Below are 20826 nucleotides of genomic sequence, written 5' to 3' on the forward strand. Positions count from 1 at the left end.
TGGGCTCGGTCTGTTCAACTGAGCTGGACAGAAGTTGGAAGAGGTGCGGGGACACCGAACCATGTCATCCCCTGCTGGCGTCCGGGGACGAGTCAGAGCCTCTGGACCGCCGCTCGAGCGGCGTCCGTCGCGGCGAACTCTGGGGGTCTGCGTCGAGTCGGTAGGCTTCACCCCAGCTTGCGAGACCCCCGGCTCCAGGGTGCCGCGAGCCCGGCTGAGCATGGGCGACTGTGCCCTGGAGACCCACCAGCAACGGCCCCATCGGCCTCGACGCCGAGACCGCACCTCTTCGGAAGGAGCAGATGGCCCGCCTCAGGCCTTCTGCCAGCAGCTGGCACGAGGCTGTGCCCCGACGCCTACTCCTTCTCGGGCGCCCAACCGGCTCGACATTCATAACCCCGGACAGCGTGACCAGGGGCATGCCCGCAGTGTGACCGCCTCGGCATCGACACCAGCCTCCAGGAGTTCGCCGGTGACTCGGCGACGAACTCATCGCTGCCGGGGCGACCCTCGAACCGTGGCCGGTCGACTGGCCCATGGAGAGAGGTAAGACAACACTCACGACGAACACCGCCTGGTGTCTGAGGCACACCAGCGAGCCGCGCACGGCTTGGGGTCCGGGATGCCGAAGCGGCCCGAGCGACCGCGGGATCCCAACCTGGTCCTCCCGCACATGCGACAGCTCGACATAGTGAGGCGCGAGGCCAACGGGGACTGGCTGACCGAGGGGAGGGGGATACGGGGCGGTCGAGCACTTCGACTACGCCGTCCCTGCGGCTCAAGTTCTCCTGGTCTCGCCGAGCCACCCGACTCCTGGCCCTTCCGACCAGGCGCCGCCCACACAGTTTCATCCGGTTGATACCTTGCGGCTCTGGCACGGGGAGGAGTCGACCGGTTGGGCAAGACAGAACGGCCACCGAAGCAGTCGTGCGCGTACTCCGCAGTACTTAAGCCTGACGATGTACTTCCCGACTCAGCCCTGGCTAGCGGTGAACGTGATGAGTTCGACCACCGGTCGATCGCCAGCAAGCTGGCGCAGTTGGCTCTTGCAGTACAGGCGCCAGCGAATATCGCGTTATTCGGCCCCTGGGGGTCAGGGAAGTCTAGCGTTTACGATTCGATACGAACTACGGTCAACGCGAACCCGAATCAAGCTGCAATAGCTCGCTACGACGCATGGAAGTACGGCGGGAAGTCGCTCAAGCGCAACTTTGTTGCGAGCATCTCGGAGCAGCTGGGAACTGGATCGTCTAGAGATCCGGAACATCTCTACAGGAATGAGGAACGTAACGAGCTCCAGCTCGGTCTATGGCTGCGAAAGAATTGGGCATCAATCCTGATAGGACTGGCTCTCGCAGTCGGGTTGGCAGCTGGCTGGCTGGTGCTGATCTCCTGGATCGGCATGCTGCTCAGGCAAGAGGCTTTCAAGGCGCAGGTCGCCTTCAATCTGGCAGGGGCTGGCTCATTCCTCGGCATCACGCTGGCTGCTCTAATTGTTGGGCCTAAGGTGCTGGAGTCCGTCAACGTCAAGTTGACGCGGCCTGCTCCTGAGGGTGACGATGAGTTTTCAAAGGAGTTCGAAAATCTCGCAAGCAGGATCACTAAGAGCGGGAAGCGGCGGCTCATCGTCTTCATAGACGAGCTGGATAGATGCGCACCCGCGGACGTCGTCTCGACCCTGATCGACCTTAAGACGTTCCTAGATCAGCCAGGCTGTGTATTCGTAGTTGCCGCCGACCGCGACGTTCTCGAAAAGTCATTGCAAGAGGTCCCCCAGGCTAAGCCTGTAAGGCCTAACGATCCGTACTACTCGACCCCAGGGGAGTTTATTGACAAGATTTTCCAGCATCAGGTCGCTCTGCCGCCTCTCAGATCGTATACCTTAACTCGATTTGCACGGTCTTTGGTTTTGGAGCGCGCAGGGCTATGGGCGGAGCTCCGTGCTCTCAAAAGTCTTGACGAGGTCGTCTACACACTCGTTCCTAAGCATGTCCGAAGTCCGCGCCGCGTGAAAGTTCTTCTTAATGCCTTCGCTACTAATGTGCGAATCGCTCAGGCGCGAGGAATCGACGGTCTCGGGCGCGCTACTGAGATCGCAAAGCTTACGGTACTGCAGACCGAGTTTGCTAGCTTCGCCACGGAATTGCAGCGATTTCCAAAGCTGGCGGGATGGCTGCTGGAAGCAGATGTAGAGGGCGGAGACGAAGCCCTACGTGAAGCTGTAGAACGATACCTACCCCGATTCACCGTTGCCACTGATTCGGATCTTGCCGACCCAGGCAGCCCTTCGGGCGAGTTGATCGCGAGCCCAGGAGACTCCAATCAACAAGAAGCGGAGAATCAGCTCAAAGTTCGCCTTGTTGCGTACCTGCGACGCGCGCGAGCTGCAGGGATCCCGGACCCGCGGCCGGACTTGATCTATGTTCAGGGTGCGGGTCCAAGTGAAGGGCTCGACGATCCCCGATTCGGGGAAGCTATCGATCTCGCAGCTGATACCGATCCGGCAGAGGTTCTGCAAGAACTTGACGGCGCGAAGACGGCGGACATCATTACTGCAGTTCGATTGCTCGCCGAGAAGTCGGACTCCGAGTTCGGGCCTGGTCGAACGAATCTGATCGAGATCGCCTGCAGGCTTGCAGAGAAGCTTGGAGCGGACGAACTACGCGGTATTTCGCGAGTAGCGTCTCCGAGCGTGTTCGTCGTGGTCAACGACGACGAGCGCGCTGAGATGCTCCCGGGAGCTTTGCTCATCGGAACGGCCGCAGGGGCGTTCGAGCTGGTGAATCGTGTTTTGGCGAAAGTGGAGAACACGACGCTAGACAATAATCTGCAGGGCCGCCTGCTCCCAGCACTTCTCGAGCTTCCGGCGGAGAAGATGGAAGTAGTCGGTAGGATTCTGCTCCAGTTCGGCCCAGTGGACCAATTTTGTTCGGCATTGAGACAACTGCCCGAGCAGAAAGCGCTGCTGCTCTGGGAGTCCACCAAGTCCAAGTTCAATGATCTGCTCGTCGAGATCGCGACGCCGCCTGCCGCCTCTACTGACCCCTCGACTCCGAGTCGAGCCACTGGTTCTCCCGCTTCCTCTCGAACTCGCGAGGAAGGCGACACAACGCCTGCCGAAGCGGCCGACATGTACGGCAGCGTGCTGCGTAGTGCAGTCGGGCGGGATGAGTCGAGCAGTGCGTTGCTCGAAGCTGTCGTGGAGTTTGGGCAGGATTTCGAGCGCAGCCCGGCCGAGCCTTTAATTCAAGGTGTTCTTCGAGCCCAGGCTGAAACCTTCATGGCTCGGCTGGACGTTGACGCCAGGGATGAAGTTGCGACGAAAGCGATCGCATATGGAGATGCTGCCGACTGGGACTGGTGGCTAGGGCATCTCACTCATGGACAGGAGCGTGACGACCGGCTACTGAAGACAGTATCCAAGCGAGGATACGCTGAGCTGGAAGACGAAAACTCGGCGCATCACGAATCGGTCATCAAAGTCTTCAGCGCCTTAGAACTTTCGGGAGGCCTTTCGGCCGAGGCAACTGGTGTCGTGGTTTCGGACCTCGTGGGACTGCTTCTGGGAATAGGTTGGAATAGTTCGACCGTGATTCGTCGTCGGGCTGTCTGGGAGTCTGTCTCGTACCTGGCTGACGGCTCCGACGCGGTCACGATGAGTGCTTTGGCAGATGATGTCGTCCGAGGCGCCGGTCAGGTAGGTGCGGGCTCAGCGAACGTGTTCAGCCTGATCGACTCGGTTGGAGTCCTGGCGCAAGAAGCTGCTGAGGTCGCGGAGCCCAAGGTCGCCTCTATGACGACCGAGGTCGTTCCGGCTGTGCTGAAAGCTAGGATTCAGATCGCCTTACGAGTCCGGGCGCGGATGGTTCCGTTGCCAGCCTCAGCTGTCGTCGAGGTGGGATCGGCAGCAGGGGGGCGCCCAGCCGAGGAGCTAGTTTCGGAGTGGCTTAACAGTGTCCCGCCCATCGACTCGGTCGTAGAAATTGCAGGTTCACCTCTAGGGCTGCCAGAGGGCGCAGTCGGCGACTTCGTCGAACGAATTTCGCAGTCTGATGCTACTCGTCTTTGGATAAGTCTGGCCGACGCCGATCGCCCACCAAGCCTGCTTCGGATTGCTGGATCCTTAGGAATCGGTGTTCCTGAAGTGGAGAAAATCTCGGCTCGCGTTGAATCTCAGGCCCGTCAAGCCGACAGGGATCGCACGATCGATCAGCTCCGGACCGCAGCGATTGAGGACCCGAAGGCGCGAGTCGCAGCTGGTGAGCTCGCGATTCATTTGTTGGATGACTCGGTGCAAGGGAACATTCGATTGGGTGTGAAGATTATCGAGCATCTTAATGGTGCGCCGAGAGGTTTGACCGATCAAATTCGCGCATCGCTAGAGTCAGCAGCAGAGCGAAGTCCTGAAGTATTTAAGGGTGCGATTGGCAGTCGTTTGCGGGAGTTGAATCTGTTGCGGAAGAAGAGCCTCCTTGATCGAATTTTCGGTTAATCAGAACGAGGGTTCCCTCCGTGAAGGCGGATCCGCCCGTCGAGTCGTCGTGAGTGAGACTTCGGGTAAGCGCCATGGGCGCTAGGCTTGTCAGGTGACCGGTGGTCCGAAGGCAACAGCAGCTTGGGTCGTCCACGGTCAGCGTGATGTCTACTCGTCAGATTGGGTCACCGTTGGCCTGGCAGATGTTGAAATGCCGACTGGTGAGCGGTTCGAGCATCACACGCTGACGCTTCCACCCGCAGCGATGACGGTCGTCCTGGACGGCGTGGCACAGCACGTCCTGCTGTCTTGGCGCCACCGCTTCGTGCCCGATATCTGGAACTGGGAGCTGCCCGGCGGCCTGCTCGACGAGAACGAGGAGCCCATCGACACCGCGGCGCGGGAGGTGCTCGAGGAGACCGGGTACCGGGTGCGGAACATTGAGCACCTGGTGACCTTCGAACCCATGATCGGCATGGTCCGCAACGCCCACCACGTCTTCCTCGCCCGGGGGGCGGAGCTCGTCGCGGACCCGACGGAGCTGAACGAGGGCAAGTTCCAGTGGGTGCCGCTCAGTGACGTCCCCGAGCTGATCCGGACGGGCAAGATCGTCAATTCTGGCTCGCTGGTCGGGCTGCTCCACCTGCTGGCGCTGGGCGGGTCGAAGTCAGGCGACGAGTAGGTCCTTGATCCTGCGGCGCTGACGCTGCGAGCCCGTGCGGCCCGCGAGTTCGTTGGCGCGGCGCGCGTGGAGGCGGGCCTCAGTGAGGTCGCCGCGGGCGCGGAAGGCGAGGGCGAGGTCGACGCGGAGGCTGACCTCAGCGCGGCCGTACTGCCCTTCGCCCATCGCCTGGAGTGCGGAGGTGAGGTCGTCGATTGCGCTGGTCTCGCCGAGGCGGGCCAGGCAGTTGCCGCGCCAGCGGGCCAGGTGGCCTGCGTCGAGCATGACGTAGGGGAGTTCGTCGTCTGGGACGTCAGGCATGACGTCTGCTGCGGCGTCGAGGGCCCGGAGCGCGCCGTCGCGGTCTCCGAGGTGGGCCAGGGACTCGCCCTCGGCGGCGAGGAGCCAGGCGGTCAACGCACCAGGGACTGACGACGCCGCTTCGGCGCGGGCTGCACTGATGAGTTGGTGTGCCGCGGCGTGCTCGCCGGCGTCGATGAGGACGTAGGCCTGTTGCGCCCGGGCGTAGCCCAGCTCGGCGGCGACGCCAGACTCACGGGCCGCCCTGACCGCGGTCTCGTGAAGCTGCCAGGCCTCGTCGAGACGGCCATTGTCGAGAGCCTGCCAGCCAGCGAGGGCGGCGGCCTGGCTCAGCGCGTCGGCTGCGGCCTCCCGGTGGGTGCCGGGCATGGCGTAGCGGAGGAGCGACTCGATTTGGTCAACGTGCGCGCGGGTCTGCCGGAAGATCGCGTCTCCGCCGAGTCGCCGGTCCATGAGGCGGATGTTGTGCGTCTGGTCATGGAGCAGCCCGACGAGGCCGTCGTCGAGCCGCGTGAAGGTCGGGATCGACTCGAGCTCGACAACCGGCGCCTCGACCTCTGCGACGAGGCCGAGCTCGAACGGCGTCCTGCCGTAGACCTCGCTGAGCAGCTCGACGTACTGCTCGCTGATGCCCTTGCCCTGGTTCTCCCATGCCGCGATTCGGCGCTTGAGACTCGCCGACGCCGGCAATTCACGATTGTGAATTCGGGCGGTCTCGCGGAGGGCGTGAATGAGTCGCTCCTGCGTCCAGCCGCGCTCGCGTCGAGCCTGCGCAAGCCTGTTGCTCATCGCGCCCCCTGATCGACTCCCGCTCCACGATGACGCTCTGAGCTGCAGAAATCAACCCTGATCCGCCGGGCGCGTCATCCCGTGTCACCCCGAGTCATCTGTCGCAACTCCTGTCCACAGGGAGACGCTCTGTCCACAGCACGAGGCAGGGCGACTGGATCGGAATCGCGGCCGGCTCCTTACTGAGTTGGTCAGCTTGCACAGATGAGGTGGACATGTCTGGGACCAATTCAGACGGGGCGCGTCCCCGCTTCTACAGCGTGGCGGAGGTCGCCCGCATCTTCGGGATGTCGCGGGTGACGGTCTACCGCGCCATCGCCGACGGCGAGTTCCCAGCCGTCAAGATCCGCGGCCGGCTGATCGTCCCGGCCGCCGCGGTGGACGCGATGGCCGAGGCCGCCGTGACCGCACAGAGCGTCGTCGACGCCGCCGTATTCACCGCCGAGGGGGCGTGATGGAAGCCGTCGGAGTTCTCATCTTCTTTTCGATCGTCGGTGCGTTCCTCTGCGCCAAGGCCCGGTTCCCGGGCGGAGCGATCGTCTTCTCGCTCGTGGCGCTCGTCCTGTTCGTCGCGACTCCCGCGGGCTCGGCCCTGCCGGGCGCCGTCGCCTCGTTCATGTCGACGCTCAACGACACCACCACGCCGGTCCTCACCGACGCGACCCAGACAGGCCAGGGATGAGCGCCGACTGGAGGGCGCAGGCCGCGTGCGTCGGCGAGGACCCGGAGCTCTTCTTCCCGGTCGTCGAGGAGGGGCCGCTCTGCGAGGACCAGGTGACTGCCGCCAAGAAGGTCTGCGCGCGGTGCCCCGTGCGGGACGCGTGCCTGGAGTGGTCGACGCTCTACATCCACGTGGGCATCGCGGGCGGGCTCACGGCAGAGGAACGCCGCTGCGCGCGAGTCGAGTCGCTCGAGCCGCTGAAGGGGCGCGTGCGCCGTCCGTCGCCGCGCGACGACATCCGCGCGGCCGGGTTCGCGCTCATCGCGCAAGGCGAGTCGACGCAGGACGTCGCGGCCCGGTGCGGGGTGACCGACCGGACCGTCGAACGCTGGCGGGCGGCGATCTCGGCATGACCCGCTACGACATCACGCCGGGTGCGCGCGCCGTGCTCGTCGTCCAGGACCAGATCCGACGGGCCGCGTGCGAGGTGCACGGCGCGAGCACCGTCGAGACCCACCTCGAAGGACTTCCGTTCATAACCAGAACCGATATCGACGACCCGCTGGCCGGGATCCGGGCCGCGGTCGCCGCACGCAACGTGGCCAACGCCGAGATCCGCCGCTACGCCGAGCAGGCTCGCGGTGCCGCCCGAACCTGGGACGAGATCGCCGAGGCCCTCGGGATCCGAGCTGCGGACTTTGAGGAGCTGCCCGCGATCCTGGCCTTCCTGCTCATCGCCGAGAACCGGCCGTTGCCGTTCCGTGAGTCCTTCCACCGTCTCGACGCCTGGTGGCGCTGCGAGTCCTGTGGGAAGCGGGTCCGCGATCACGGGCCGTTCGACGGCCACCCCGCGAACAACGAGACCGGTCACGACCGGCTGTGCCGGCGGCACGCCGCAGACATCGCCGCGTCCCGGATCGAGGAGGTCTGATGCTGACCGTCGGTCTCCTGGTCTGCGGTCTTGTCGGCGGCGCGTTGATCGCCTGGCGCCGCGGGAGCAGAGCGATGGCCTCGGTGCTCGCGCTCCTCACAGTGCTGCCAGGCGTCGGGATGCTCCAGGCACTGGCTTGGCCGATCGTCGCGGTCGTCGGGGCATCCGCCCTCGGGTTCGCGGTGCATCGTTGGACCCGGTCCGCAGCGACGGTGTCGCGCTGGGGCGCCCGCAGCCGCCGGAAGGTCGGCGTGGCATCGACGCTGGACATCGCCCGCGTCGCCTCCGGACCTGCGATGCGCTGCCGAGCGTCGACCGTCCGGCCGAGGCTCACCGGCCGGTTCCGCGTCGTCGACGTCGCAGTGCGGCTGTGCCGATCCGGGCTGCTCTGGGTCTGGGCGTCGATCGAAGACGTCGTCGTCATCTTCGGCGGCCCACGCACCGGGAAGTCCGGGTGGCTCGCCGGCCGCATCCTCGACGCTCCCGGCGCGTGCCTGGTCACAAGCACTCGCACGGACCTCCACGACCTGACGGCACCGATCCGCGCTCGTCGCGGCCCGGTGTACGTGTTCAATGCAGTCGGACTGGGCGAGCACCCGTCCACGCTCACCTTCGACCCGCTGACCGGATGCTCCGACGCCGTCACCGCGGCCGAGCGGGCGACGGACATGCTGGGCGCAACCCCGCGCGGTGGTGGCGACCGGGAGTTCTGGGACGCACAGGCCCGGCGGATCCTGGCCGGTCTGCTGCACGCCGCAGCCCTCGGCGACCGGCGGATGCGAGACGTGCTGGAGTGGGTCGCTGACCCCGAACGCGCCCAGCGCGAGGTGGCCGGCCTGCTGCGCCAGAGCGCGGACCCGGCGTTCGAGCAGGACCTGGCTCAGTTCGTCTCGACCAACGACCGCACCCGGACGTCGATCACCTCAACGATCATGCCCGCGCTCGGCTGGCTCACCTCGCCGGCGGCGTCTGCGGCGGCCGAGCCCGGTGGCCTGGACATCCGGCAGCTGCTCGACGAGCGCGCCACGATCTACCTGCTCGGCGCCGAGGAGTCCCACGCCGCACCGCTCGTCTGTGCGCTGACCGGGCACATCGCCCGGGAGGCGCGGCGACTCGCGGCCCGGGAACCGAGTGGCCGCCTGGACCCGCCGCTGACCCTCGCGCTCGATGAGGCGGCGCTGATCTCGCCGGTACCGCTGCAGTCCTGGACCGCGGACATGGGCGGCCGCGGCGTGACGATCCTGGCGGCCTTCCAGTCCCGCGCGCAGCTGCTCGCGCGCTGGGGCGAGTACGACACGGCGACGATCCTGAACAACACCGGCGCGGTCATGGTCTTCGGCGGCACCCGGGACAGGGAGGACCTGCACTTCTGGTCGACCCTCACCGGCGAGCGCGACGAGCCGGTGACCACCACCGACGTCCACGGGCGCGGGACGAGCCGCAGCGTGCGGAAGGTCCCGGTCCTCGCTCCGGCCCAGATCGCCAACCTCCCCGCGGGACGCGTGCTCGTCATCCGCCGCGGAATCCCGCCGGTCATCGGACGGGTCCAGATGGCATGGCGCCGCCGCGACGTCCGCGCGAACCGACGTGCCCTCGCGCGGCTCGACAGCGCGGCCCGGTGGCGGGAGCGGCTCGACATCGCGACCGAGTGGCGCGACGACGTCCTCGAGCGCGTCCTCGTCCAGCTCGCCCGACGCTGGCCGGACCGCTTCGACGAGCCCGCCCGCCGCGTCACCGACGCCAACCGCATGTTCCGCGAGCTCCGCCAGATCCGGCACAACCCCGAGCTCGTTCCGGCCAAGGAGGACTCGTGAACGACGATGCCGTCGCCGGGCTGGCCCGCGAGGTCGACGGAGTCCGGCGCCTCGTCCAGCCACTGGCGGTCCGGGTAGAGGACCTCGCCCAGCTCGTTGCCCGTCTGTCCTCCACCGTCGCGTCGCGTGGGCAGTCCGTGCCACCGAGGTCGTGGGTGAGCGCGCCGGTCGACGAGGAGGAGGTCCATCGCCTGCTCGACGACGTCGGCGACTGGCTAGGTCGGGTGTACCTGCGGTACGCCGACGCGCGGCAGACCTTCCCGGACTGCTGGTGCTGGCATCCCGAGGTCGTCGAGGAGCTGGCCTGGCTCATGCAGGCCTGGGACGCAGCCTACTGGGCGGACGGCGCCTCGGTGGTCCTGGCGGGCGACTGGCACGAGCGGCTGCGCCCGGGGGTGGTGCGCCGGATCCGGCAGTACGCGGGCACGTGCTCTCGGGACAACCACCGGACGCGACCCGGCTGGCCTTCGATCGACGGGTCGGCGGCGAAGGTACCGAGCCTCGACGACCTCACGGCGATCAGCGAGTGGTGGGCACACCGCCGGAACGGAGTCGCCCCGGAGCCCGAGCCGACGGCGGCGGCGATTCGTCAGGCCCTGGACGGCCAGGCGTGACGGCTCGCGCGATCTGGCTGCCCGGCCTGGCCGTCGCCATCGGCGCCGCGGCCGCGACGGCCCACGGGCTCTACGAGGTCGCGATCGCCTCCCGAGTCCCGTCCGGGATCGCGTGGCTCTACCCGCTGATCACCGACGGCCTCGCGCTGGTCGCCTACGCCGCGACGGCGCGGCTCTCGGGTTCGGCGGCCCGGTACGCGTGGGCGGTCGTGGTGGTGGCGGCCGGGCTGTCCGGGTTGGCACAGGCGGTGTACCTCGCCAGTGAACAGGGACTGGAGGCGTCACCGGCCGTTCGGTTCGGCATCGGCGCCTGGCCGGCCGTGGCGGCGGCGGTGGTGGCACACCTGCTGTACCTGTTCGCCGAGGACAGCGCTGTTCAACGGCCCGCTGAACAGTCGGGTGTGCAGCCCGAGCCTGTACAGGCGCCCGCTGTTCAGTCGCAGGTCGAGCTACCGCCCGCGGAGCCGGCGCGGCCGGTGGAGTCGCCACAGCGTGACCACGCCCGGGCCGAGGCCCGCGCGCACGAGGCCGAGCACGGCCGTCTCCCGACGGTCTCCGAGCTCCAGGAGCGTGCCCAGGTCTCCCGAGGCACCGCCGCCAAGGCCCTCAAAGCCCTCCGAGACCAGACCAAGTCCCTCCACCTCGTCCCACGTCCCCAGGACGACGACAGGACCTCCTCATGATCACCACCGAGCTTCAGAACCAGACAAAACCACCACGACGAAGAGCCGCACACCTAGGCATCGTGATCAACGGGGCCGGTTCCCGGCGGTGGTCGCCGTGCTGAGCATCGCCGTCGGCTACAGCCCGGAGTACCTGCTCCGCGAGGTCGCGACGGGCCGCGAGAACTACTACACGGGCGCGGTCACCGAGGGCGAGCCGCCCGGGCGCTGGTGGGGCCGCGGCGCCGAGCAACTCGGGCTGCGCGGGCTCGTCGACGCCCAGGACATGACCGGCCTCTACGAGCACTTCCTCGACCCGCGTGAGGAGGGTTTCCGCGACAGGTCGCGCTGGGACGAGGTGTTCACCCTCGGCCACACCGGCCGGAGGTACCAGTCCGAGGACACGCTGTACGCGGCGGCGCTGGCGCGGGAGCCGAAGGCGAGCCCTGAACGCCGCGCTGAACTCCGGGTGGAGGCGGGCAAGGCCGCGCGCCGGAACGTCGCGTTCCTGGACGTCACGTTCAGCGTTCAGAAGTCGGTCACGCTGCTGCATACAGCTTTCGAGGCTGAACAGGTCAAGGCCGCGGCGGCCGGTGACACGGAGTCCGCGGCGGCGTGGGAGCGCTATCGGCAGGCGGTGGAGGACGCGATCTGGGCGGGCAACAACGCCGGCCTGGAGTACCTGTCGGCCAAGTCGGGCTACTCCCGCGTCGGGCACCACGGCGGTGCCGCCGGCCGCTACGTGGACGCGCACGACTGGGTCGTCGCCTCGTTCTTCCAGCACGACTCCCGCGACCACGACCCGCAGCTGCACATCCACAACGCGGTCCTGAATCGCGTCGAGTCCCCGGACGGCGCCTGGCGGACCCTCGACTCCCGCGGCATGCATCGGTGGCGCGCGGGCGCGGCGGCCGTCGCGGAGCGGACGACGGAGGAGCGGCTCACCCACGCCCTCGGCGTCTCGATCGCCACCCGGCCGGACGGCAAGGCGCGCGAGATCAAGGGCATCGCCCCCGAGGCGATGGCGCTAATCTCCTCCCGCCGTCGCGACGTGACGGCCAAGGCCGCCGAGCTGATCGCCGACTACGAGCAGCGGTTCGGCCGCACCCCGAACGGGCTGGAGCGGGACCGCCTCGCCCGACAGGCCACGCTCATGACCCGGCGGCGCAAGTCCCACGAGGGCCAGACTCGCGCTCAGGTCCTCGACCGCGTCGACGCCCAGCTGCGTTCCGAGGTCGTCGACGGGCTCGCCGGAGTCGCGCGGTCCGCGCTCGAGGCGCGGGACTCCTCGGCTGCACCGCAGAGTTGGTCGCCTCGCGCGGTGATCGAGACTGCTCTGGCCGACGTCCAGACCCGCAAGGCCGGCTGGACGCGCTCCGACCTGACCCGCGCGATCAACGCCGCGCTCCCGGACTACCTCGGCACCCCCGACGGGACCGACATCGCCACCGTGCTGGACGACCTCACCGACCAGGCCCTGACCTACGCGGTTCCCCTGGACACCGATCGTCCCGCTGCCGACTCACTCCCGGCCGAGCTGCGGCTGGAGAACGGCGAGTCGGCCTACCAAGCACCAGGCGGCCGGCTCTACGCGACACCCGGCCAGCTCAAGACCGAGCGGATCCTCGTCGCCTCGACGACCGAGCGAGACGCCGCCGCGCTCGCTGCGCAGCAGGCCCAGCGGTTCCTCGAGGGGCTGCGGGAGTCGGGGATCGAGCTCGGCGTCGACCAGGCGGCCGCGGTGCGCGGCGTGCTGACGTCGGGGGCTCGCGTCGAGTCGTTGGTCGGGCCGGCGGGAACAGGGAAGTCGTTCGTCGTCGGCGCACTCGCCCGAGCCTGGGCCGATCCGGCGCTGCACGGTGATCCCGGGGAGCGGCGGGTGTTCGGACTGGCGACCTCCCAGGTCGCCACCGACGTCCTCGCCGGAGAAGGGCTCACCACGCGCAACGTCGCACGGTGGCTGGCCACCCAGGACCATCTCGCGGCGCCGGTCTCGGAGGACACCGTCCGGGACGAGGACCGGCCGTGGCGGCTGCGCGCCGGGGATCTGGTCGTGGTCGACGAGTCCGCGATGACCGACACCCCCGCGCTCGCGGCGATTCACCGCCACGTGGATGCCGCCGGGGCGAAGTTGCTGCTGGTCGGGGACCACAAGCAGCTTGCCGCGGTCGGCGCGGGCGGTGGGATGGACCTGATCGCCGCGTCCGGGGCCCGTTACGAGCTCGCCGACGCCCGACGCTTCACCCACGACTGGGAACGCACCGCCTCGCTGCGACTGCGCAGCGGCGACGAGGCAGTGCTGCGCGAGTACCACCGCCAAGGTCGGCTGCTGGACTCCGGCGCCGTCGAGCAGGCCGAGACCGCCGCGGCGCAGGCGTGGCTGGCCGACACCCTCGCCGGGAAGCGATCGCTGCTGGTCGTCGACACCAACGAGCGGGCCGCCGCCCTCTCCGCGTCCCTTCGAGCCGAGCTGGTCCGGCTCGGCCGAGTCCAGGAGCACGGGGTCCCGCTCGGGCGGCAGGGCACCTACGCCGGCGTCGGCGATCTCGTCGAGGCCCGCGCGAACGGCTGGCACCTCGCCGGGATGGAGGGCAACCGCCGCGGCCCGATCAACCGCGAGACCTACACGGTCACGGCGGTGCGCGAGGACGGCGGGCTCGAGGTCGCCGTCGGCGAGGATCGAATGGTCCTGCCCGCGGCCTACGTCGCCGAGAACCTGGCCCTCGCCTACGCCTCAACGGTGCACTCGGCTCAGGGGCGCACGGTCGACACCAGCCACATCGTCGTCACCCCACGCACCAGTCCCCAGGCGCTCTACGTCGGCATGTCCCGCGGCCGGGACAGCAACCTCGCCCACGTCGCCACCGAGAGCACCGTCGCTGATCCCGCCGACGGACGCGACGACCAGACCATCCGCCGCGACCCGGTCGCCGCGGTCGCGCTCGTCCTCGACCCTGACGACCGCGCCGGGGCGCACTCGGCCCTCGCCACCGCGACCCGATCCGCCGAGGAGGCCGAGAACGTCCGGACCCCGGCCGAGCTCCTCGCCGACGCCGCCCACCTCGCCGCCACCCAACGCACCGCGACCTGGCTCGACGAACTCACTCTCGCCGGCGCCCTCAGCCTGCGCGACCGCTCCCGCATCGCGGCCGAGGACGGCGCCGCCTCGCTGACCCGCGTCCTGCGCAGCGCGGAGCTGGCGGGGCTCGACGCCCGCCAGGTCCTCCACGACGCCGTCGCCGACCGCTCCCTCGACGGCGCCCGCAACGCCACCAACGTCATCTACAGCCGGATCACCGACAGGCACCGCTTCGACCCCATCGGCCAGACCTGGGCCGAGTGGACACCGCGCGTCGACGACAGCGAGTGGCAGACCTACCTCGACAAGCTCGCCCAGGCCGCCGACGACCGCGCCACACAGCTCGGCGAGACAGCCGCGACCGAACCCCCGTCCTGGGCTGTCGAGGCATTCGGCCAACCACCCACGGAGATGACGGAACGCGAGACGTGGGTGGCCGCCGTCGGTGCCGTCGCCGCCTACCGCGAGCTGCGCGACCACCACGACGACACCGACGCCCTGGGCTCGGCACCGACGCCCGGCCAGGTCGAGGCCTTTGCCGCCTACCGGGCGGCCTGGCGCGCACTCGGCCGCCCCGAGATCGACCGCGAAGAGATCGAGATGTCCGACGGTCAGCTGCGCGTGCGAGTCCGAGCCGCCGAGCGCGAGGAGAACTGGGCACCCCGCTACGTCGCAAACGAGCTCGCAGGCACCCACCAGTCCGCCGACGCCCACCGACGCACCGCCGCCCTGCGAGCCGCTGAGGCGGAAACAGCCGACGAACCAGCCGCTCTGCTTCGACAGAGCCGGGAAGCCGCGGCCCTCGCCGACGTCCTCGACCGCCGAGCCGAGGAACTCCAGCAGGTCGACGACGCCCGCGCCCGCTGGCTCGCCCACACCGCCGCAACCCGAGCCGCCGGCGAACGCGCGCAGGCGGAACTCGCCCTGCGGCACGCGGGGGAGGAGCCCGAGCCGGCGGTCACCGCCGAGGAGTGGCTGGCAGCGCACCGCGCCGACCAGGCCGTCGAGGACCGGCACCGCGAGATCACCGAGGAGTACGAACTCGACGCCGAGCCGCGCGAGCGGGTCCGCCCGGACACCGACATCCGCGAGCAGAACAGATCAGACGACCACTCGGTCGACACGGTCCGAGTCCCCTCCGCCGACGAGACGGCAGTCGCCATCGAGCAGGCCCACCGCGCCCTGGCCGAGATCGAGGCCCGCGACGCCTACGACGCCCATCAACAAGAGGTCCTCCGAGCCCAACCGGTCGCCGACCTCGACCTCGACCTCACGAACGACGACGCCCTGGAGCGAGCATGAGCAGGTCAGGACGCATCCCACGTCGGCGCCGCACCGCGACCGCGCCACGCCCAGCGAAGCGTCGCGCACACCGCCGCCAGGTAGCCCGGTCGCGCCACCAGCCACTCCGGCGGCGCGGCCCGCGCGGCCAACGTCTCCGCCGCCAGGTACTCGGCCTCGATCAGCTCCTCGCGCGCCAGCCGCGCAGACTTCGTGATCGGCGCATGAGCGAGCCGACGACGCCCACCCGGCCCGTCCACCGAGGCGCGGGCGAGCCAACGACACGTGATCGCGACCGCACCCGCCTCGTAGTCGGTGACACCTCGACCGCCCTGCGCCTCGGACCTCTGCTCGGCGGCGATCCAGAGCACGCCGAAGTCCCGCCGGGGCACGTGCAGGTTGCCCGGTGGGACGCGGTCGACATCGCGCTCGGTGACGCGCATGCCTGCAGAATCGCACGCCGCCCCGACCAGGCGGATCGGCCGATGCGCGGGAGCCGTCATGGCCTCCGATGAGCTGATGCGCGCCGCGCTGTCCCACGCCGCTCGCGGCTGGCACGTGTTCCCTCTGCGCCCCAACGACAAGCGCCCCGCGATCCGAGACTGGGAGACGCGGGCGACGACCGACCCGGCGAGGATCAGAAAGGCGTGGACGCGGGGGCCGTTCGGAATCGGCATCGCCTGCGGCCCATCCGGGCTCGTGGTGCTGGACCTTGACCGACCCAAGCCCGACACGGTCCGCCCGGCCGAATGGGACCGGCCCGGCATCCGGGACGGCGCGGACGTCCTGGTCGCGCTCGCCGACGACCACGGTGTGGAGCCGCCGCTCGACACACTTGCCGTGCAGACCGGTAGCGTTATCCACGGGTGGTACGGAGGGTCTCAGCCACGGCAGGGACGAGGCTCAGGTGGTGGGCCCGAGTTCGTGGTTGCCGGGTTATCTGCGGGTCGTCAGCGACGAGGAGCGGTGGCGGGTCGGTCGCCGTCGCGGCGGCTGGGGGGCTCGCGGTGAGGACGAGGAGTTCGTTCCTGCGGGCGGCGTTGGCTGCAGCGTCGCGGGGTTGGTGCGTGTTCCCGGTGGCGCCGGGCGGGAAGACGCCGCTGGTCGACAGGTGGGAGCTGCGGGCGACGACGGATCGGGCGCAGATCCATCGCTGGTGGGGTGGTGGGGCACCGTTGAACATCGGCGTGGCCGCTGGGAGGTCCGGGCTGGTCGTCGTGGATCTCGACGGCGGTCACGGCGACACGGCGCCTGCCGAGTTCGCCGGGGCGGAAGACGGGGCGGAGGTCTTCGAGATCCTTGCGCGCCGGGCCGGGAGCGAGCCGCCGTGGGACACCTACTCGGTGGCGACGCCGAACGGGCGGCACCTCTACTTCCGCGCCCCAGAGGGCCTGGAGCTGAGGAACACGGTCGCTGCTTTGGGCTGGCGCGTGGACACGAGGGCGCATGGCGGCTATGTCGTCGCGGCGGGATCACGGCGCGCGGAGGGCTCTTATCGGCTGCTGCATCGCGGTCCGGTCGCCGAGCTGCCGGAATGGCTGGTCGAGGCTCTGCGGCCTGCGCCATTGCAGATCCCGTCTTCTCCCGCTGGCGGCGGGGAGGCGCTCGAACTGTCTCGTGGCCGCGCTGGGGCGTATGTCCGGGCGATTGTGGAGGGTGAGGCGGCGCTGGTCGCCGCTGCGCGCACCGGGACCCGGCATGACACGTTGCTGAAGGCGGCCAGGACGTTGGGGCGTCTGGTCGGGGGCGGCGAGCTGGAAGAGGAGACCGCGCGCGAGACGCTGCGCGATGCTGCCGCGGGCCACATCGGGGTGGACGGGTGCACCGCGGCGGAGGTGGCGCGCACGGTGGACGACGGACTGGCCTACGGACGGCGGATGCCGCGGCGCATCCGAGGCGGGGCCACCGGTGAGCGCTGGTGTTGATGTTGGTCGGGTCGAGTGGCGCCGTTCGTGTCGTGTCCGCCAACCCGTCGGTCATCGACGTTGGCATGTCGGGTCGTGGCGAGCAGCATCGCGGTCCGGCCGGCGTCGGGGGAGCGGACATGGTCGGTGATCGACGAGCAGTACGCGACCGTGTCGCCGGTCGAGGTCTGGTTGGAGGCGCATCGGCACTTGTGGTCGCCGAACACGGTCCGCGGCTATGCGACGGCGCTGGCGCAGTGGTGGACATTCCTCGAGCAGCGGGGGCAGGTCGAGGGCTGGGGCGAGGTCGGAGTGCCCGCGGTGACGGCGTTCGTGTCCTGGCAGCGGACCGGGCGCGCGACGAGCGGACCGGTGTCGTCGGCCGGGCCCTCGGATCGGACGGTCGCGGCGAGGCTGGCGGCGGTGGTGTCGTTCTATCGGTGGCAGAAGGCGGTGTTCGACGTCGGAGTGGCCGATCGACTGCTGCGCGGGACGCTGCGTCGGGCGAGCGGGCGGGAGTTGTTGGCGCACTTGGACCGGCGCACCGGCTCGCGCAGCTCGTCGGGCCGGGGGTCGGGCTGGGGCGGCAGGTCGTCGTTGGTGCGGGTGCGTCCGGTCCGGTCGACCGATCGGCCGCCGTTGCTGTTGCCCGAGCAGGTTCAGGCGGTGCTGGACGGCTGCGCGGTCCTCGACCGCCAGACCGGGTTCTGGCGGGGGAGCCTGCGGGACCGGCTGCTGTTCGCGGTCCTGGCCGAGACCGGGATGCGGCTGGGCGAGGTGCTGGGGCTGCGGATCAGCGACTTCGTCATGGGCCGCGGCGGGACACCGTTCGTCGAGGTCGTTCCGCGGGCGGACAACCCGAACGGGGCGCGGGTGAAGATGATGCGCCCACGACGGGTCTATGTCGGGACGGATCTAGAGAGGCTGTTCGTCGACTACCTCGCCGAGCTGGCTTGTCGGGCCGACGAGCTCGGCGTCGTGCTCTGTCCCGACGGGCCGCTGCTGGTCAACCTGACCCGCGAGCCGCTGCTGGGGATGCTGCGGGAGGGCACGGTCCGCGACAAGGTCACTGCGCTGCGACGGCGCGGGATCGGGCCGCCCGGCTGGACCCCGCACTGGCTGCGCCACACCCACGCCACCGCGCTGCTGCTGGCGGGCACCCCGGACTGGGTGGTGTCGCGGCGCCTGGGGCACGCACACGTGCAGACCACCCTGGATCTCTACGGCTGGGTCTGCGAGGACGTCGCGCTGCGCGCCGCGGCGAACTGGACCCGCTACGTCACCGGCTGGTCGCTCGACCCAGCAGGCGTCGCCGCAGGTGTCGGCGCGGATGCCGCTGCGAGCGGCGGGCAGGAGCAGCGGTGACGGCGATCGGCCCGGGACCCGAACGTCTCACCGAGAGCGCGGTGGAGCTGCGGGTCAGCGCGGCGGACAGGGCGGAGGACGGCGCTGGCGATGGGTGGGTCGACCCGATCTGGGCGCTCTGGGAGGCGCTGCCGCAGCGTTGGCGGGGCCCGAGGATCGCCGGGATCCCGGAGTGGGACGGCCTGCCGGGCTGGACCGAGCCCCCGGTGCTGCGGCTGGCCGGTCTGCCTGAGCCCTTCGCCGCCGAGCTGGCCTGGATGGCGCACTGGCAGCAGCACGTCGACGGGGCCCGAGTGGCGATCCAGCCGATCAACCAGCTCGCTTTGGCCATTCGTCGCGCGCACCGACAGAACCGGTCGATCCCGACGTCGATGCGGACGATGACCCCGCAGGCTGCGGAATGGCTGCTGGGCTGGTTCTACGCCGACCGGTGGGGGCGGCTGCCCTCGCCGCCGGCCCGGGCCCGGTTGCGGTCGTTGATGCAGATCTCCCGCTGGGCTCTGGTCGCGGCCTGCCACCGCGGGGCGTGGTGGGAGCTCGACGACTGGGTGCCGCGCTGCGACCCCAGGATCCCGTTGGGCGACCGCGAACCGCGCGGGCAGGTCCGGATCACCCCGGCGCGGGTGGAGCTGGCCTGGCTGCGCACCGCGGTGAAGTGGCATCTGGGCGTCCGCCTGCAGGCCGGGACGTTGCGCTGGTCGACGATCGGGCAGGCCCGCCAGCTCGTCCGGTTCGACCGCTGGCTGCGCACCACCTTCGACGACCCCACCCAGGTCATCTCCAGGGCGGACGAGGCGGGACGGTTCTCGGCCGCGTTCGCCCGCTGGGTCGCCGACCCGGCCCATCGCTCCGAACGCCCACAGGACCACCGCGCCCGAGTGCAGCCGCGACAGGTCAACTCCGACCTGCAGGCGGTGGCAGAGCTGTTGGAGTTCATGGCCGACAACCGCCGCGAGGCCGTCGAGGTCTTCGCCCGGCTCGGTGTCGGGATGGGTCCCTGGCCACACGTCGGCGACACCGCGTCGGCTTGGCTTCGAGCGCAGCATCGGGTCGCGCGAGCGCCCGATCTGAACCCGAACCACTACATCGACGACCACGCCCTGGCCCAGATCACCGCGGCGGTCCCGCTGCTGGGCCTGCCCCGCAGCCAGCAGATGCTCATCCGGCGCGGGGACGGCAGCGAGGTCCTCGCGCACGGGTTCGGGGACCCGCAGGCCATGCGCATGTTCCTGCTCCAGATCCTCACCGGGCGCCGGCAGAACGAGATCCGCGCCTGCGAGTTCGACTGCCTGTCCGCCGCATCAACCCCCGGCGCCACCTCGGGCGCCACACCGGGCCCCACGTCGGGGCCGGGCGGGGCGGGTGAGGTGTTCCGGTTCCGCTACGCCCAAAGCAAGATCGAGATTGCGCCGGACACGATCCTCGTCGACGCCGAGGTCGCCTCCGTCATCGGTGAGCAGCAGCGTTGGATCAGGGACAACGTTCAGGTCGCGCAGCCGCGCTATTTGTTCGCGCAGCGCATCAGCAACGCCCACGGCGCCAAGCCCTACCCGCCTGGCACCTACAACCGGTGGCTGCGCGAGTTCAGCGACCTGGTGAAGATCACCGATGCGGCTGGGCGACGGGTGGCGCTCAACCACACCCACCGGTTCCGACACACCCGACTGACCCGCCTCGCCGAGCTCGGGCTGCCGATCAAGGTGCTGCAGCGCTACGCCGGGCACGCCACCCCGACCATGTCGATGCACTACGTCGCCGCCCGCGAGGAACACGCCGAGCAGGCCTTCCTCGCCACGGCGAAGTTGCGAGCCGACGGCACCCGGGTCCGGTTCTCCGCAGAGGACCACGACCACTTGCACCTGTTCGAACGAGCCGACCGGTTCCTGCCGAACGGGTGGTGCATGCTCCCGCCCCTGCAGAACTGCGACAAGGGCAACGCCTGCCTGACCTGCTCGGTGTTCGTCACCGACGACACCCACACCGAGTCGCTGCGCCGCCAACTCGAGGAGACCACCGCACTGATCGAGCGCAGCCGGACCAGGTTCGCCCAACGCCACGGACGCGAGATGGGCGAGGACAACGTCTGGCTGCGGCAACGACGCGCCGAGCAGCAGGCCCTGACCAGGCTGCTCGCCACCCTGGACGAGACCCCCGCAGGCGGTGCCTTGCAGGGCGGAGGCTGCGCTGGGGCTGCGACCGGGCCGGTCCCGCTCGAGCTTGACCTCACCCGCGTGCGCAGCACCCCCGAGACAGCTGCGGAGTCGGACTGA

General features: G+C 69.5%; 16 protein-coding genes. 14 read left to right on the forward strand and 2 right to left on the reverse strand.

What is annotated here, in order from left to right:
- Positions 1 to 895: 895 nt before the first annotated feature.
- Together LWC33_RS15345 and LWC33_RS15350 are read left to right on the forward strand one after the other, a co-directional pair.
- Positions 896 to 4492, forward strand: a complete 3597-nt coding sequence (locus LWC33_RS15345; RefSeq protein ID WP_233305058.1) for a P-loop NTPase fold protein — start codon at positions 896 to 898, stop codon at positions 4490 to 4492.
- 247 nt (positions 4493 to 4739) lie between these two features.
- Positions 4740 to 5156: an NUDIX hydrolase gene (locus LWC33_RS15350; protein ID WP_233305059.1), complete on the forward strand. Its 417-nt coding sequence runs from the start codon at positions 4740 to 4742 to the stop codon at positions 5154 to 5156.
- Here LWC33_RS15350 and LWC33_RS15355 read toward each other — a convergent pair.
- Positions 5142 to 6245, reverse strand: a complete 1104-nt coding sequence (locus tag LWC33_RS15355; RefSeq protein WP_233305060.1) for a helix-turn-helix domain-containing protein — start codon at positions 6243 to 6245, stop codon at positions 5142 to 5144. The two genes, LWC33_RS15350 and LWC33_RS15355, sit on opposite strands and share 15 nt — an antisense overlap.
- A 215-nt stretch (positions 6246 to 6460) precedes the next feature.
- Between LWC33_RS15355 and LWC33_RS15360 the strand changes: the two genes are divergently transcribed.
- The 8 genes from LWC33_RS15360 to mobF all read left to right on the forward strand — a co-directional run bounded on the left by LWC33_RS15360 (position 6461) and on the right by mobF (position 15308).
- On the forward strand, positions 6461 to 6700 hold the full coding sequence (locus LWC33_RS15360) for a helix-turn-helix domain-containing protein (RefSeq protein WP_233305061.1): 240 nt from the start codon (positions 6461 to 6463) through the stop codon (positions 6698 to 6700).
- Positions 6700 to 6927: a hypothetical protein gene (locus tag LWC33_RS15365; RefSeq protein ID WP_233305062.1), complete on the forward strand. Its 228-nt coding sequence runs from the start codon at positions 6700 to 6702 to the stop codon at positions 6925 to 6927. The genes LWC33_RS15360 and LWC33_RS15365 overlap by 1 nt, the downstream gene beginning before the upstream one ends.
- A complete protein-coding gene (locus LWC33_RS36530; protein WP_372476614.1) occupies positions 6924 to 7319 on the forward strand; it encodes a WhiB family transcriptional regulator in 396 nt (131 codons plus the stop codon). The genes LWC33_RS15365 and LWC33_RS36530 overlap by 4 nt, the downstream gene beginning before the upstream one ends.
- A complete protein-coding gene (locus tag LWC33_RS15380; protein WP_233305063.1) occupies positions 7316 to 7837 on the forward strand; it encodes a hypothetical protein in 522 nt (173 codons plus the stop codon). Before LWC33_RS36530 ends, LWC33_RS15380 begins: the two co-directional genes overlap by 4 nt.
- Positions 7837 to 9651 (forward strand): type IV secretory system conjugative DNA transfer family protein, encoded by a 1815-nt coding sequence (locus LWC33_RS15385; RefSeq protein ID WP_233305064.1) that lies wholly within the window; start codon positions 7837 to 7839, stop codon positions 9649 to 9651. The genes LWC33_RS15380 and LWC33_RS15385 overlap by 1 nt, the downstream gene beginning before the upstream one ends.
- Complete coding sequence (locus tag LWC33_RS15390; RefSeq protein ID WP_233305065.1) at positions 9648 to 10265, forward strand: hypothetical protein; 618 nt, start codon at positions 9648 to 9650, stop codon at positions 10263 to 10265. The genes LWC33_RS15385 and LWC33_RS15390 overlap by 4 nt, the downstream gene beginning before the upstream one ends.
- A complete protein-coding gene (locus LWC33_RS15395) occupies positions 10262 to 10948 on the forward strand; it encodes a helix-turn-helix domain-containing protein (protein ID WP_233305066.1) in 687 nt (228 codons plus the stop codon). The genes LWC33_RS15390 and LWC33_RS15395 overlap by 4 nt, the downstream gene beginning before the upstream one ends.
- A gap of 97 nt (positions 10949 to 11045) precedes the next feature.
- Positions 11046 to 15308: a MobF family relaxase gene (mobF, locus tag LWC33_RS15400; RefSeq protein ID WP_233305067.1), complete on the forward strand. Its 4263-nt coding sequence runs from the start codon at positions 11046 to 11048 to the stop codon at positions 15306 to 15308.
- A 5-nt stretch (positions 15309 to 15313) separates the two neighbouring features.
- Here the strand turns inward: mobF and LWC33_RS15405 are convergent, their stop codons facing one another.
- Positions 15314 to 15730: a hypothetical protein gene (locus LWC33_RS15405; RefSeq protein ID WP_233305068.1), complete on the reverse strand. Its 417-nt coding sequence runs from the start codon at positions 15728 to 15730 to the stop codon at positions 15314 to 15316.
- 76 nt (positions 15731 to 15806) lie between these two features.
- On the opposite strand from LWC33_RS15405, the gene LWC33_RS15410 reads away from it, so the two are divergent.
- The 4 genes from LWC33_RS15410 (at position 15807) to LWC33_RS36040 (ending at position 20826) form a co-directional block, all read left to right on the forward strand.
- Positions 15807 to 16298, forward strand: coding sequence for a bifunctional DNA primase/polymerase (locus LWC33_RS15410; RefSeq protein WP_233305128.1), 492 nt, complete (start codon positions 15807 to 15809; stop codon positions 16296 to 16298).
- Positions 16295 to 17212 carry a bifunctional DNA primase/polymerase gene (locus tag LWC33_RS15415; protein WP_308190951.1) on the forward strand — a complete coding sequence of 306 codons (918 nt, stop codon included), beginning with the start codon at positions 16295 to 16297 and terminating at the stop codon, positions 17210 to 17212. The genes LWC33_RS15410 and LWC33_RS15415 overlap by 4 nt, the downstream gene beginning before the upstream one ends.
- Positions 17213 to 17287: 75 nt before the next feature.
- On the forward strand, positions 17288 to 18556 hold the full coding sequence (locus tag LWC33_RS15420; protein ID WP_233305070.1) for a tyrosine-type recombinase/integrase: 1269 nt from the start codon (positions 17288 to 17290) through the stop codon (positions 18554 to 18556).
- On the forward strand, positions 18553 to 20826 hold the full coding sequence (locus LWC33_RS36040) for a tyrosine-type recombinase/integrase (protein ID WP_233305071.1): 2274 nt from the start codon (positions 18553 to 18555) through the stop codon (positions 20824 to 20826). Before LWC33_RS15420 ends, LWC33_RS36040 begins: the two co-directional genes overlap by 4 nt.

This window comes from Pseudonocardia terrae, from assembly GCF_021343995.1.
Classification (GTDB): Bacteria; Actinomycetota; Actinomycetes; order Mycobacteriales; family Pseudonocardiaceae; genus Pseudonocardia; species Pseudonocardia terrae.

Coding starts and splice junctions, on each gene's coding strand:
- LWC33_RS15350 (WP_233305059.1), top strand. CDS start 4,740: ATGACGGTCGTCCTGGACGGCGTGGCACAGCACGTCCTGCTGTCTTGG.
- LWC33_RS15385 (WP_233305064.1), top strand. CDS start 7,837: ATGCTGACCGTCGGTCTCCTGGTCTGCGGTCTTGTCGGCGGCGCGTTG.
- LWC33_RS15355 (WP_233305060.1), bottom strand. CDS start 6,245: ATGAGCAACAGGCTTGCGCAGGCTCGACGCGAGCGCGGCTGGACGCAG.
- LWC33_RS15405 (WP_233305068.1), bottom strand. CDS start 15,730: ATGCGCGTCACCGAGCGCGATGTCGACCGCGTCCCACCGGGCAACCTG.
- LWC33_RS15360 (WP_233305061.1), top strand. CDS start 6,461: ATGTCTGGGACCAATTCAGACGGGGCGCGTCCCCGCTTCTACAGCGTG.
- LWC33_RS15365 (WP_233305062.1), top strand. CDS start 6,700: ATGGAAGCCGTCGGAGTTCTCATCTTCTTTTCGATCGTCGGTGCGTTC.
- LWC33_RS15410 (WP_233305128.1), top strand. CDS start 15,807: ATGCGCGCCGCGCTGTCCCACGCCGCTCGCGGCTGGCACGTGTTCCCT.
- LWC33_RS15380 (WP_233305063.1), top strand. CDS start 7,316: ATGACCCGCTACGACATCACGCCGGGTGCGCGCGCCGTGCTCGTCGTC.
- LWC33_RS36530 (WP_372476614.1), top strand. CDS start 6,924: ATGAGCGCCGACTGGAGGGCGCAGGCCGCGTGCGTCGGCGAGGACCCG.